Origin of the sequence: Micromonospora sp. GCM10011541, from assembly GCF_042650725.1 — a bacterium.
GTDB lineage: Bacteria > Actinomycetota > Actinomycetes > Mycobacteriales > Micromonosporaceae > Micromonospora > Micromonospora sicca.
Map to the genome: position 1 here is coordinate 19,857 of NZ_JBHSBP010000044.1, position 12,700 is coordinate 32,556.

At 71.6% G+C, this 12,700-nt stretch carries 14 protein-coding genes; 13 read left to right on the plus strand and 1 reads right to left on the minus strand.

Annotated features, from left to right (window positions below; translation table 11 throughout):
• Positions 1-2: 2 nt before the first annotated feature.
• From ACFOYX_RS16490 to ACFOYX_RS16550, 13 genes are read left to right on the plus strand one after another with little or no spacing between them, the layout of a single operon-like run.
• The gene (locus tag ACFOYX_RS16490) at positions 3-1,172 is read left to right on the plus strand and encodes a thiolase family protein (protein WP_322443034.1); all 1,170 of its coding nucleotides are present in this window, start codon (positions 3-5) and stop codon (positions 1,170-1,172) included.
• On the plus strand, positions 1,169-2,614 hold the full coding sequence (locus ACFOYX_RS16495; protein WP_322443035.1) for a 3-hydroxyacyl-CoA dehydrogenase NAD-binding domain-containing protein: 1,446 nt from the start codon (positions 1,169-1,171) through the stop codon (positions 2,612-2,614). The genes ACFOYX_RS16490 and ACFOYX_RS16495 overlap by 4 nt, the downstream gene beginning before the upstream one ends.
• Positions 2,611-3,678 carry a CoA transferase gene (locus ACFOYX_RS16500; protein ID WP_322443036.1) on the plus strand — a complete coding sequence of 356 codons (1,068 nt, stop codon included), beginning with the start codon at positions 2,611-2,613 and terminating at the stop codon, positions 3,676-3,678. Before ACFOYX_RS16495 ends, ACFOYX_RS16500 begins: the two co-directional genes overlap by 4 nt.
• On the plus strand, positions 3,675-4,490 hold the full coding sequence (locus ACFOYX_RS16505) for an SDR family oxidoreductase (protein WP_322443037.1): 816 nt from the start codon (positions 3,675-3,677) through the stop codon (positions 4,488-4,490). Before ACFOYX_RS16500 ends, ACFOYX_RS16505 begins: the two co-directional genes overlap by 4 nt.
• A complete protein-coding gene (locus ACFOYX_RS16510) occupies positions 4,487-5,284 on the plus strand; it encodes a CoA-transferase (protein WP_322443038.1) in 798 nt (265 codons plus the stop codon). Before ACFOYX_RS16505 ends, ACFOYX_RS16510 begins: the two co-directional genes overlap by 4 nt.
• Positions 5,281-6,078 carry a co-chaperone HscB gene (locus ACFOYX_RS16515; RefSeq protein WP_322443039.1) on the plus strand — a complete coding sequence of 266 codons (798 nt, stop codon included), beginning with the start codon at positions 5,281-5,283 and terminating at the stop codon, positions 6,076-6,078. Before ACFOYX_RS16510 ends, ACFOYX_RS16515 begins: the two co-directional genes overlap by 4 nt.
• Positions 6,075-8,276: an acyl-CoA dehydrogenase family protein gene (locus tag ACFOYX_RS16520; protein ID WP_322443040.1), complete on the plus strand. Its 2,202-nt coding sequence runs from the start codon at positions 6,075-6,077 to the stop codon at positions 8,274-8,276. Before ACFOYX_RS16515 ends, ACFOYX_RS16520 begins: the two co-directional genes overlap by 4 nt.
• On the plus strand, positions 8,273-9,022 hold the full coding sequence (locus tag ACFOYX_RS16525; protein ID WP_322443041.1) for an enoyl-CoA hydratase: 750 nt from the start codon (positions 8,273-8,275) through the stop codon (positions 9,020-9,022). The genes ACFOYX_RS16520 and ACFOYX_RS16525 overlap by 4 nt, the downstream gene beginning before the upstream one ends.
• A 49-nt stretch (positions 9,023-9,071) precedes the next feature.
• Complete coding sequence (locus tag ACFOYX_RS16530; RefSeq protein ID WP_322443042.1) at positions 9,072-9,452, plus strand: hypothetical protein; 381 nt, start codon at positions 9,072-9,074, stop codon at positions 9,450-9,452.
• Positions 9,449-9,718, plus strand: coding sequence for a MaoC/PaaZ C-terminal domain-containing protein (locus ACFOYX_RS16535; RefSeq protein ID WP_322443043.1), 270 nt, complete (start codon positions 9,449-9,451; stop codon positions 9,716-9,718). Before ACFOYX_RS16530 ends, ACFOYX_RS16535 begins: the two co-directional genes overlap by 4 nt.
• Positions 9,718-10,476 carry a MaoC/PaaZ C-terminal domain-containing protein gene (locus ACFOYX_RS16540; protein ID WP_322443044.1) on the plus strand — a complete coding sequence of 253 codons (759 nt, stop codon included), beginning with the start codon at positions 9,718-9,720 and terminating at the stop codon, positions 10,474-10,476. The genes ACFOYX_RS16535 and ACFOYX_RS16540 overlap by 1 nt, the downstream gene beginning before the upstream one ends.
• Complete coding sequence (locus tag ACFOYX_RS16545; RefSeq protein WP_322443045.1) at positions 10,473-11,393, plus strand: acyl-CoA thioesterase domain-containing protein; 921 nt, start codon at positions 10,473-10,475, stop codon at positions 11,391-11,393. The genes ACFOYX_RS16540 and ACFOYX_RS16545 overlap by 4 nt, the downstream gene beginning before the upstream one ends.
• Positions 11,390-12,442, plus strand: a complete 1,053-nt coding sequence (locus tag ACFOYX_RS16550) for an NAD-dependent epimerase/dehydratase family protein (RefSeq protein WP_322443046.1) — start codon at positions 11,390-11,392, stop codon at positions 12,440-12,442. Before ACFOYX_RS16545 ends, ACFOYX_RS16550 begins: the two co-directional genes overlap by 4 nt.
• 40 nt (positions 12,443-12,482) lie before the next feature.
• Here the strand turns inward: ACFOYX_RS16550 and ACFOYX_RS16555 are convergent, their stop codons facing one another.
• A complete protein-coding gene (locus ACFOYX_RS16555) occupies positions 12,483-12,629 on the minus strand; it encodes a hypothetical protein (protein WP_336636349.1) in 147 nt (48 codons plus the stop codon).
• Positions 12,630-12,700: the final 71 nt, after the last annotated feature.

Consider the following 12,700-nt stretch of genomic DNA (forward strand, 5'->3'; position numbering starts at 1 on the left):
CCATGGGTAGGGAAGCGTTTCTGGTCAGCGCCGTACGGACCCCGCACGGCAGGTACGGCGGTTCGCTGCGCGACCTCCGGCTGGTGCAGCTCGGCGGGCTCGCCGGCACTGCCGCGCTGGAGCGGGCGGGGATCGGTGGGGACGCCGTCGACGAGACGGTCGTGTCGAACTGCCGGCAGGCCGGCAACGGACCCAACCCGGGACGGCAAGTGTCCCTCGCGGCCGGGGTGCCGATTCCCGTACCGGCGCAGACGATCAACATGGCCTGCGCGTCCGGGCTCAAGGCCATCCAGCTCGCCCACCAGTCGGTAACCACCGGTGAGGCCGACGTCGCGCTGACCGTGGCCGCCGAGAGCATGAGCACGATGCCGTACATCGCGCCGTACACCCTGCGGTGGGAGGGAGTGCGGCGCGGCGACATCCTGCTCTCCGACGGGTGGAAGGACGGCGGCACCGACCCCATCTGCGGCATGAACATGGGCCAGACCGCCGAGAAGGTCGCCCGCGAATTCGGCATCTCCCGCGCCGACCAGGACGCCTGGTCGGCCCGCAGTCACCAGCGCCTCGCTCGGGCCTGGGAATCCGGTGCGATGGCCGCCGAAGTCGTCGCGGTTCCCGACCTGCTAGACAAGGACGAGACGTTCCGGCCGGACAGTACCCCGGAGCGACTCGCCAAACTGCGGCCGTCCTTCCAGGACGACGGCACGGTGACCGCCGGCAACGCCAGCCAGATGGCCGACGGCGCGGCTGCGGTGGTCGTCGCCGCGGGCGAGGCCGTCGAACGGCACGGGCTCACCCCGCTGGCCCGGCTGGTCTCCTTCGCCGCGGTCGGCGTCGATCCGACCATGATGGGCATCGGACCGACCTTCGCGATCCCCCTCGCCCTCAAGCGGGCCGGGCTCGAGATCGGCGACATCGACCTTTTCGAGATCAACGAGGCGTTCGCGTCGCAGATCGTGCAGAACGTGCGCGTGCTCGGCCTGGACGAGGAGAAGGTCAACGTCAACGGCGGCGGCATCGCGCTGGGCCACCCGACCGGCCAGAGCGGCACCCGGCTGGTGGTCTCGCTGCTGCACGAGTTGCAGCGCCGCAACGCCCGCTACGGCATCGCCAGCCTGTGTGTGGGCGGCGGCCAGGGCATCGCCGCCGTCATCGAGCGGATCGACTCGTGACCGCGGTCATCGTCGGGCTCGGGCCGATGGGCCGGGGCATCGCCCGGGTTCTGGACAAGGCCGGCATCCCGGTCCGCGTCGTCGATCTCACCCCCGAGCTGGGCCGCGCGGGCCTGGAAAGGATCCAAGCGGAGGCGTCGGCCGACGGGGAGACCGTCAGCATCACGGCCGCCGACGATGTCGAGACCGCCCTCGGCGGTGCCGACCTGCTGATCGAGGCCGTCGTCGAGGACATGGCCGCGAAGCGCGAGCTACTCGCCCGGGTCGCGGCCGCGGGTGGCCCCAACCTGCTGGCCGCCTCCAACACCTCGTCGCTCAGCGTCAGCGAGATGGGCCGGGCCTACGGCAGCCCGGAACGCCTGCTAGGCCTGCACTTCTTCAACCCGCCCACGAAGATGCGCCTGGTCGAGGTCATCGTCGGCGCGGCCACCGACGACGCTTCGGTCAAGCGCGCGCTCGCCCTCGTGGAACAGCTCGGCAAGACCGCGGTGATCTGCAAAGACTCCCCGAACTTCATCGTCAACCGGGTCTGCCGCCCGCTCTACTACGAGGCCCAGCTGCTGGTCAGCCAGGGCGTTGAGGCGGCCGTCGTGGACGCGGCCGCGCGCGGCGGGCTCGGGCACCGGATGGGACCGCTGCAGCTGCTCGACTTCACCGGCCTGCACACCCACCTCGCGTCGTCCGAGACCGCGCTGCGCGAGTTCGGAGACCCCCGCTACCGGCCCATCCCCCAGGTGCGCGGCCTGGTCCGCGGCGGCATGACCGGACGCGCGGTAGGGCGCGGCTTCTATGACTACGCCAAGGAATCCCCGCGCGAGGCCAACCAGCGGGTCCTGCGCGTGCCCGGCCCCGCCTCGGAACTCTCGGTGCAGTCGGAGTGGCTCGGCCTCGAAGGCGAGTTGACCGTCTTCCGGTGCGGCGCACCCACCCCCGACAAGGTCTCCACCCTCAAGCGGCTGGCCGCCGGGGGCGACGTTGTGCTGGACAGCTCCGACGGCGGATGGCTCGGCGCACTGCCCCACGGCGTCGGCTGGATCCACCTGCACAAACGCCCGGACGGCGCCCTCTTCGCCGAGGTCGTGGACGACCCGGCCGCGAACGTCGAGGTTCCGCCGATCGTCGACCGGCTGCTCGACCAGCTCCAGGCACCCTCCGTACGGGTGCTCGCCCTGCCCGGCCTGGTCGTGGACCGGCTCGCGTACTGCATGACCAACGAGGCGTCGACGGTGGTCGAGGAGGGCACCGCGTCCGCTCGGGACGTGGACGTCGCACTCCGCCTAGCCATGAATCACCCGCGCGGGCCATTCGAGAATCTGGCGGCCGCAGGGATCGACACCGTATACGCGGGCCTGCGGTCGATGACGGACGCGTTCGGCGATCCCCGCTACCGGCCGTCGCAGCTGCTGCGCCGGCAGGCGCTCGGGCTGGTGCGGGCACGATGACCCCGGCGCCGCTGCGGGGCCTGCGGGTCGTCGACCTGAGCCAGTACATCGCCGGGTCGGTGTGCGGCCAGCTGCTCGCCGACTTCGGCGCCGAGGTGACCAAGGTCGAGCCGCTCGGCGGGGATCCGTCGCGCGCCCTGACCGGTACGGCATACGGCAGCCTCTGGTTCCGGTCCTACAACACCGGCAAGCAGTCGGTGCGGCTCGACCTGCGCGACCCGGACGACCGGGCACGGCTCAACGAGCTGCTCGCGGACGCCCACGCGGTGGTGAGCAACTTCGCCCGGCGTACCCGGGAGCGCCTCGGCCTCGACGCCGCCACCCTGCACCGGGCGTACCCCGAACTGGTCGTCACAACCGTGAGCGCCTACGGCGCGGACGACCCGCGGACCTGTTTCGACTCGATCGCCCAGGCGGTCAGCGGCTTCGCCGCGGTCAACGCCGACGAGGCGGGCCGCCCGCGGATCTCGGCCGGCTACCCGACGGACGTCTTCTGCGGCATGTACGCGGGATTCTCGACCGCGATGGCGCTGCTCGACCGACCGGTCCGGGGCGTCGAGATCGACGTGCCGATGGAGGAGATCGCGATGACCGCGCTGGCCGGCCCCGCGTTCCTGTCGGCCGCCGAGGCGGGCACGGTCCCGCGCGGCCGCGGCGACCGGGACGCCGCGACCTGCCCGTCCGGGATCTACCCGTGCGCGGACGGCTTCGCCTACGTGTACGCGGGCCTCGACAAGCACTGGGCGCTGCTGCGACCGCTGGTCGACGGGCCGCTCGGCGCCCTCAGCGAACGCCTACGCGATCCCGGCCCCTTCGACGCGGCGGTCACGGCCTGGACCTCCCGCCTGTGCGTGGCGGAGGTCTGCAAGACGCTGGACGCCCTGGGCGTCCCCGCCGGGCCGGTGCTCGACCCGGTCACCGCCCTGGCCGGCATCACCGCCCGCCGCCCCGGCGCGGTCGTCGCGCTCGAGGCCGACGGTGAGGCCGTGCCGCAGTACCCCGTGACATTCAACGGACAGCGCCCCGCGCGCACCCCCGCACCGGCTCAGGAGGTCACCCGATGACCGCAGCTATCGACACCAACACCAAAGTCCTCCGCGAAGGCGCCCTGAGCGGCCTCTCCGCGTTCGTCACCGGCGCCGGCTCCGGGATCGGCCGGGCCTGCGCGGTCCGCCTGGTCGAACTCGGCGCCCACGTCACCGGGCTCGGCCGGCACGACGAGAGCCTCGCCGAGACCGGCGCACTGGCAGCCGGACCGGGCTCGTTCGAGCACGTCGTCTGCGACGTCCGCGACCACGACGCCGCGATCACCGCGCTCACCAAGGTGGGCGAGCGCCGGGGCATCGGGCTACTGGTCAACAACGCCGGCGGCCAGTTCTTCGCCCCGGCCACGAACATCTCGCCGCGCGGCTGGGCCGCCGTCATCGACCTCAACCTGACCAGCGTCTTCCACCTGACCAAAGCGGCGTACCCGTACCTGGCCCGCAGCCGCGGCAGCGTCGTCAACATGTCGCTGTCAGGCGTGGAACGCGGCGGGCAGGGCCTCGCGCACTCGATCGCGGCCCGGGCCGGCGTGCTCGGCCTGACCCGGACCCTGGCCCTGGAGTGGGCCACGGACGGCATCCGGCTCAACTGCCTCGGCCCCGGCACCGTGCTGACGACCGCGCTCAGCGAGGAGGCCAGCCGCCACGTACTCGGCAACCTGGTCGACAAGGCCACCCCGATGCGCCGCCCGACCACCGTCGCCGACGTGGCCGAGCTCGTCGCGTTCCTGGCCAGCCCGGCCGCCTCGCTGATGACCGGCCAGCTCATCCAGATCGACGGCGGCGCACACCTCGGCGCGGGCCTGCACATGCTCCCGGAGGCGTACGCGTGAGGCTCTCGCTCGCCGACGCCGTCGCCCGGCACGTACAGCCCGGCCGGCGGGTCTACCTCGGCAACTTCGGCGCCCAGCTCTTCGCGGTCGGCCACGAGCTGATCCGGCAGGGCGCGCACGACATCGACGCGGTCATCGCCTCGGGCGGGCTGCTCATGGACCAACTGCTCGGGGCGGGGGTGCTGCGCTCGGCCACGTACGGGCACTGCTGGAGCCCGGTCGGCCCGGCGCCGGCCTGGAACTTCCGGCGGGCGGCGCAGGCGGGCGACACCTCGGTGGGGCTGCACGAGCTGAGCCTCGGGCTGCTGAACGCGGCGTTGACCGCCGGGGCGTGGGGCGTGCCGTTCCTACCGGTCCCGGACCTGCCCGGCACCGGCTATATGGACGAGGACTGGAGCCGGGGACGGCTGACCACAGCCTCCTGCGAGTTCGGGGCCACCCGGGTGGTGAAGGCCGAGGTGCCGGACGTGGCGTTCGTGCATGTCGACCTGGCCGACCCCGACGGCAACGGGGTGGTTCGGGGGCCTCTGGGCGAGGTGCTCGTAGCGGCCCAAGCCGCGCGCACCACCGTGCTGGTCGCCGAGCAGCTCGCCGACCGGCTCACTGTCCGCCGGGCCGGGATCAGCATCCCCGGCGTGCTGGTCAGCGCGGTGGTCGAGGCGCCCGGCGCAGTCGCGCCAGACGGGGCGGTCGGCCGGTACTCGCGGGACGTGGCCGCGTACCAGCGCTACTCACAGCGCTCCGCGACCCCCGAGGGCTTCGCCAGCTGGCTGAAGGAGGAGGTCCGGCAGTGAGCACTGTGGACTTCCTCGCCCGGGCGGCCCGCGAGTTCCGGCGCGGTGGCTGGGTCTTCACCGGCTTCCACTGGCCGGTGCTCGCCGGGCACACCGCGCACGCGCTGGAGGGCCGGCCGTTCACCCAGGTCTTCGAGGCCGGCGTCAGCACTCACGGGGTCGGTGCGGAGGTACCGACGAGCACAACCGACTATCCCGCCTACGCGGATGCGATGGGCTGGCTCGGCAGCACCGCCGACGTGCTGCTCGCGATGGGCAACCGCTTCGACCGGGTAGTGCTCGACGCCAGCAACGTCGACCTGCGCGGCCGGATCAACTCGTCCTTCGTCGGGCCCGTTTCCCGCCCGACCGTACGGCTACCCGGTGGAGGCGGGGCGGCTGACGTGGCCGCGAAGGCCCGCGAGCTGGTGCTGCTCTTCGGCGCCGCCGACCTGCGACGTCTCGTTCGCGCTGTCGAACACGTAACCGCCGCACCCGCGCCCAAGGCCCTGATCCGGCTGCACACCCGCTGGGGTGTCGTGCTGCTCGGCCAGTCGCCGGTGCTCGAAGAGCTGGCCACGGACGTGCCCGGCCACGAACTGTTGGTCCGTCGCCTCGAAGAGCTGGGGGCACGCACGGACGGCTTCATTCCGCGCGCCCGGATCACTGCCGGGGAGCGGGCAGCCGCCGCCCACGTCCTGCACGCCGCAGCGGCCCGCGGCTATGCCGTCGCACAGAAAGCCGTAGCCGAGACGCGGCCAGCCGCCTCCGCCGTCGACCTGCCATCCGCCGCCGACCTCGAGGATGTGAGATGACCACTGACATGCACCAGGAGTTGGCGGAGCTGCGCCGGCAGGTCCGGGAGGTTGTCGATAGCTGGTGGCAGGACGGCCGGTTCACGCCGATCTGCGATGCGTGGCTGCGCTCCTACGACGCCGAGTTCAGCAAGACCCTCGCCGCCCGCGGCTGGATCGGCATCACCTGGCCACGCGAGCTCGGCGGGCAGGCCCGCTCCAACCGCGCCCGGCTCGTCGTCACTGAGGAGCTGCTGCGCGGCGGCGCCCCGGTCGCCGCCCACTGGATAGCGGACCGCCAGATCGGCCCGGCCATCCTCCGCTACGGCTCGCCGTCGCTGCAGCGGGAATACCTGCCCCGGATCGCCAGCGGCGAGGTGACCTTCTGCCTCGGCATGAGCGAGACCGAATCCGGCAGCGACCTCGCCTCGGTCCGCACCACGGCCCGCCCGGACGGCGACGGCTGGCGGCTGACCGGCGGCAAGATCTGGACCAGCCAGGCGCATCGCTCCTCACACGCGTATGTCCTCTGCCGCACCAGCAAGAGCGACGACAAGCACGCGGGCCTGACCGAGCTGATCGTCGACATGTCCGCACCCGGCGTCACGGTCCGGCCGATCATCGACCTGCGCGGCGAGCACCACTTCAACGAGGTCACGTTCTCCGACGTGGCCGTGCCCTGCGACCATGTGCTCGGCGCGGTCGGCAACGGCTGGGCGCAGGTCACCGAGCAGCTGTCGTTCGAGCGGGGCGGCATGGAAAGGGTGCTCAGCACGTACCCCCTGCTGGCCGCGACCATCGACGCGGGCCCGGCGGATCGTGCGGTCCTGGGCGAGATGCTCGCCCGGCTGGCCGGGCTGCGCGGCCTGGCGTGGCAGATCGCGGCCGAGCTGGACGCGGGCCACGCGCCGGTCCAGGCGGCGGCGGTGCTCAAGGATTTGGGCACGGAGTTCGAGCGCGACGTGAACGAGGCGGCCCGCGCGGTGCTCGACGTGGAGCCGGACCCGAACTCGTACGGCCCGGCCGGGCTGCTCGCCCAAGGTCTGCTCGCGGCACCGGGCTTCTCGATCCGTGGCGGCACGACGGAGGTGCTGCGCACGATCATCGCCCGCGGCGCGTCCCGGCCCACCGCGCACCACGACGAGCTGCGTTCCCTGGCCGACGACGTCCTCGCCGGACACGGCGGCGACCCCGCAGGCGTGCCGGCCATCTGGTCGACGGTGTGCGAGCTGGGCTGGACCACCATCGGCGTACCGGAGTCGCAGGGCGGCTCCGGCGGCGACCTGGCCGACCTGGCCGCGTTTGTCGAAGGCCTAGGCCGGCACGGCGTCTCGGTCCCGCTCGCCGAAACCGCCCTGGCGGCCCGTCAGCTCGCGGCCGCGGGGCGCGGCATCCCCGACGGCATCGCAACGATCGTCCTGCCCGGCCTGGCCGAAACCCTGGAGGTCGTGCCGGACAGGCTCCGCGGCAAGGTCACCCGCGTGCCATGGGCAAGCACGGCCCAAACCCTGATCGTGTACGCAGGGGAGCTCGTCCTGGCCGTCCCCGCAGACACGGAGGGCGTACGCATCACGCCGGGCCAGAACCTCGCGGCAGAGCCCCGCGACGACGTCTCCCTGGACGTGGCCCTGACAGACACAATGATCCTGACCGGCGCCGAGCCCGCCGCTGAGGTCTCCGCCCTGGCCGGCCTCCTGGTAGCAGCGGGCCTGGTCGGCGCCCTCGACGCAGCAGTGGAACACACCCGCACACACGTGACGACGCGCGAACAATTCGGACGCCCACTGCTGAAATTCCAGGCGGTGGCCCAAACGCTCGCCCAGATGACCTCCGAGCTGGTCCTGGCCCGCACAGCCGTCTCGACCGCTCTCGCAGACCCCACTCCCGCCCACGTCGCAGTGGCAAGAGTCCTCACGGGTCGAGCCGCGACATCGGTGGCCCGAGGCGCCCACCAGCTGCACGGCGCAATGGGCGTAACCCGGGAACACCCGCTCCACCTGTCAACCCGTCGCCTGTGGTCCTGGCGCGACGAACGCGGAACAACCCGCTCATGGGCAGTGATGCTCGGCGAATCCCTCATCCCCGGCGGCAGCGCCAAGGTGTGGCAATGGCTGACATCCCTATCCCCGTCTTCGCGCCGGGAGACACCCGTCCGCGTGAGCTTGTCTGTCATGGAAGAGAGCGGCTTGAGCTGTTCGTCGCTGGAGGAATTGGTATGAGCAAGGTGGAGCTGGACCGCAAGGACGGCCGCTGGACGCTGACCCTGAACGACCCGGACCGGCGCAACTCGATCGACGCCGAGATGCGGGACGCCCTGGCATCGGCGGTCTCGCAGATCGCCGCCGACCCGGAGGCCCGCACCCTCGTGGTGGCAGGCGCCGGCACAGCGTTCTGCGCAGGCGCAGACCTGCCAGCAATGTTCGGCGAAACAGGCCGTACCGTCAGCGAGATCCGCGCCGATCTGCACCGCATCTACGACAGCTTCCTAAGAGTGCTGGCTCTCCCGATCCCGACCATCGCTGCGGTCCAAGGACCGGCAGTCGGCGCAGGCCTGAACCTGGCGATGGCCTGCGACACCCGCATCGTCGGCCCCCGCGCAAAGCTGATCGCCTCCTTCACCCGGATCGGCCTGCACCCGGGTGGTGGCTGCACGTGGTTTCTGACCCGGGCGCTGGGCGCGGAACGAGCCCTGCAACTCCTGCTCGACGGCGGCAGCGTGGATGGCCCGGACGCAGTCAACATCGGCCTGGCAGGCACCCTGGCAGAAGACCCCCTAGACGCGGCCCACGAACGAGCAGAACGGTGGGCAGCCCTCGACCCGGCCCTGGCCAGAGACGTAAAAACCTCGGTCCGCACGGCAACAACAGCAGACTTCGCAGCAAGCCTGGAATTCGAATCCTGGGCCCAGGCCTCCTCGGCGACCGGCCCCGCAATCCAGGACGCGGTCGCGAGGTTCCGCAAATGACCCTCACCTGCGCTCCCGCTCGCCCGGCCGGCGACCGCCGAGGCGGGCGATGACCGCCGCACTGGACGTCGATGACGTCTCCACCGGGGGTGAATGGGTGACCCTGGCTGTGCCGCCCGATCTCGACCAGGCCTATCGCGCCGTCACCGGGTGGGGCGCGCCCGAGCCGCCCGTCGGACTCGGCACCGTCGTCGCCCGGCTGGCCTGGACACGCGGACGCCCCATGCCGCCCGGCGGCGTACTCGTCGAAATGACCCTGCGCCGCCTCGACATCCCGCCCGCCGACAACCACTGGCTGGCAAGGGTCGACACCGACGTGGTCGGCGTTCGCGACGGTCGTCGCCGGGTTCGGGTCACCACACAGCTACGGGCCGCCGCCGACGGACGCGACGTCGCCGACGTCGACTTCCTACTGGACTGGCCCGCATGACGGCCATTCGTCTCGATCCCGAAATGGTCGCCGCCTGGGCGGACGTCGTGAACGACCACAACCCGCTGCACCTCGACCCGGCCTTCGCGGCCCGAACCCGCTTCGGCCACCCCATCGTGCACGGCTCCCTGCTGGTCGCTCTGCTCTGTGACGCCGCATCCACTCCCCTCCCGCCGCTGCGCATTCGCTTCCGCGCGCCCATACCCGTCGGCTCCACCGTCGACATTCCGGACGGCCTGCCCCAGCTTGAGGTGACCCCGCTGTGATGTCCTGGACGTACACCCGCGGCGACCTGCTCCGTTACGCCGCCGCCTCACTCGACCTCAACGACATCCACCAGGACGACGAGGCCGCCCGCAAGGCCGGCTTCGACGGCGTTATCGCGCACGGCATGCTCACCCTCGGCCGGGTACTCGCCGCCCTTCCCGGCCCCCTGCAGTCGTGCTCCGCCCGCTTCACTGCCCCCGTACCCTTGGGTGTCGAAGTCTCCGTTGATCTTGCCGAGACGGAACCCACCAAGCTCGCGGGCACGGTCAAGGCCGGCAGCGTGAAAGCCCTGACACTGCAGGTCTCCCTCGGCCCACCGAATCCCGCAGCACCACTGACCGGCGAGTTGGTCTCCTCCCGCGTCCTGGTCGTCGAACGCGGCCCGGCCCGCAAGTTCGCCGAGGCCGTGGGCTTCGCCGGCGAGATCGCGCCGAGCCACGCCTACGCCCTGCCGAACTGGGGCTGGTTTCCAGACAAGCAGACCTCACCCGGCCCGGCACCCGACGCGGTCGGCGACTGCCGCGCCTGGACGGGTACCAAGGGCGCGGTCGTGCACGGCCGCCAGTCCTTCGAATGGCACCGCGACCTGCACATCGGCGAAGAAGTAGTCGCGAACACCTACGTCCTGGACCGCAAGGTCCGCCCGGGCAACAGCGGCACGATGACCATCACCACGGTCGCCCAAAGAATCACCGACGCCACCGGCGACGCCGTGCTCACGGCAACATCAGCCCTGCTCACCTGGGACGACCGATGACGGCGCTGGCGAGGCTGCTGCAGCGCCTGGACCTGGTCCAGCCCGACACCGACGAGTTCTACGACCTCGGCGCCCCCGATCCGCTGCCGCGCGTCTTCGGCGGCCAGGTCGCGGCGCAGGCCCTCGCGGCGATGGGCCGTACCGTGCCAGCGGCGCGTCCCGTGCACAGCCTGCACGTCCGCTTCGTGGGCACCGTCCACCCCGCCGAGCCGCTGCATCTGCGTGTGGCCCGAGTCAAGGAGGGCCGCGCCTTCGACGTGCGCGAGGTGGCGGTCCGCCAGTGTGGCCGGATCGTGCTGACCGCCTCGGCATCGTTCCAGAAGCCGGAGCCCGGCGACGACTTCCACCGGCCCGCGCCGCCGCTGCGAAACCCGGACGAGCTCCCGCGCTGGGAGAGCCGGTTCGCCGGCCGGACAGACCGGCTGACCCCGCTGTGGCGCCGGTCGCGGCCGCTGGACGTCCGCTTCGAGGAGCCCCCGGCGGCCCTGGACCACGAGCTGACGCACCAGCCGCGGCCGGGGCAGCGACTGTGGGTGCGGGCGGACGGTCCGCTCCCGGAAGACCCCCTGCTGCACGCGTGCCTGCTGGTGTACGCCTCGGATCTGACTCTTTTGGAGACGGCGGTGCTGCCCCACGGCGTGGTGTGGTCGGACGGCCGCTACCGGGGCGCGAGCCTGGACCACACGATGTGGTTCTACCGCCCATTACGCCTGGACGAGTGGCTGTGCTTCGACCAGCAGGCGGAGTTCACCGGCGGCGCCCGCGGCCTGGCATCGGGGAGGTTCCTGCGCGCCGACGGCGACCCGGTGGCCACGGTGGTCCAGGAAGGACTGCTGCGCCCTACGCACGGCAGGCCGACCTGGTTGGGCAACACGGCACCACACCCGGAGGAGCTGTCGGTGGAGGACCGCACGTGAAGGTCCTCGTAGTCGGCGCGAATGGCCTGGTCGGCTCCGCAGCCGTCGACTCCTTCCGGGAGGGCGGCTGGGACGTGATCGGCATGTCCCGCCGTCCGTCCACCGCGGAACGCCACCTGTCCGTCGATCTGCGCGACGCCGCCGCGACTCGCGATGCCGCAACAAGACTGAAGGGGGTCACCCATGTCGTCTATGCGGCCGTACACGAGATGCCCGGCCTGGTCGCAGGCTGGCGCGACGACCGGCAGATGGCCGCCAATCTGGAGATGTTCCGCAACCTGCTCGACAACCTCAATGAGGTCGAGCACGTGACACTGCTGCAGGGCGCTAAGGCCTACGGCGTGCACCGCCACCCGATCCGGATCCCCGCCCGCGAGCGTGAGCCCCGCGACGACCACCCGAACTTCTACTGGCTGCAGGAGGACCACCTGCGCGCGTCCGGTCTGGCCTGGACTATCCTGCGCCCGCAACTCATCGTCGGCCCGACGTACGGCGTGGCGATGAACCTGCCGCCGGTGATCGGCGCGTATGCGGCGCTGTGCCGCTACCTCGGCCGCCCGTTCGCCTTCCCGGGCGGCGCCCCGTACGTCACGGAAGCGGTGGACGTCCGCCTGGTCGCCAACGCGGCCCGCTGGGCGGCGACGAATAAGCAGGCGTGGGGCGAGACCTACAACCTGACGAACGGCGAGGTCTTCGCCTGGCGCGACCTGTGGCCGGCGATCGCCGACGAGTTGGGCATGCCCACCGCCCCGGACGAACCCCTACGCCTGGCGAAGTGGCTCCCGGCCCAGGCCACAGCTTGGGACGATCTGGTACGCGAGCACAACCTACGTCGCATACCGCTGGCGGACCTGCTGGGCGAATCCCACCACTATGCCGACTTCCACTTTGCGTACGGCGCCCAGCATGCCCCACCCCCGGCGTTGATGAGCACGGTGAAGATCAAGCAGGCGGGCTTCGCACAGGTCATGGACACCGAGGAGTCGATGCGCCACTGGCTCCGCACCCTCATCGACCAGCGGATCCTGCCGTATGCGCCCGGCTCCTGACCCCAGGGCCCGGGTCTGAGTGAGCGTCCGGGAACTTCGGTCACCAGTTGCCGGTGCGGGCGAGTCGGCGTGACATTGTCATGATCATGGCGATGTGGATCATGGCCTCGTGGTGGCCGGGCTTGGTCTCATAGTCGCGTACGCAGCGGCGATGCTTGCTGATCCAGGCGAACGTTCTCTCTACCACCCACCGGCGGGCAGGACGACGAAGCCCGGCTCGGTGCGTTTGACGATCTGGACAGTCAGGTGCAGGACGTT

Excerpts from the sequence above, each read along its gene's own strand:
- ACFOYX_RS16490 (WP_322443034.1), top strand. The coding sequence starts at position 3 with ATGGGTAGGGAAGCGTTTCTGGTCAGCGCCGTACGGACCCCGCACGGC.
- ACFOYX_RS16500 (WP_322443036.1), top strand. The coding sequence starts at position 2,611 with ATGACCCCGGCGCCGCTGCGGGGCCTGCGGGTCGTCGACCTGAGCCAG.
- ACFOYX_RS16505 (WP_322443037.1), top strand. The coding sequence starts at position 3,675 with ATGACCGCAGCTATCGACACCAACACCAAAGTCCTCCGCGAAGGCGCC.
- ACFOYX_RS16520 (WP_322443040.1), top strand. The coding sequence starts at position 6,075 with ATGACCACTGACATGCACCAGGAGTTGGCGGAGCTGCGCCGGCAGGTC.
- ACFOYX_RS16525 (WP_322443041.1), top strand. The coding sequence starts at position 8,273 with ATGAGCAAGGTGGAGCTGGACCGCAAGGACGGCCGCTGGACGCTGACC.
- ACFOYX_RS16530 (WP_322443042.1), top strand. The coding sequence starts at position 9,072 with ATGACCGCCGCACTGGACGTCGATGACGTCTCCACCGGGGGTGAATGG.
- ACFOYX_RS16535 (WP_322443043.1), top strand. The coding sequence starts at position 9,449 with ATGACGGCCATTCGTCTCGATCCCGAAATGGTCGCCGCCTGGGCGGAC.
- ACFOYX_RS16540 (WP_322443044.1), top strand. The coding sequence starts at position 9,718 with ATGTCCTGGACGTACACCCGCGGCGACCTGCTCCGTTACGCCGCCGCC.
- ACFOYX_RS16545 (WP_322443045.1), top strand. The coding sequence starts at position 10,473 with ATGACGGCGCTGGCGAGGCTGCTGCAGCGCCTGGACCTGGTCCAGCCC.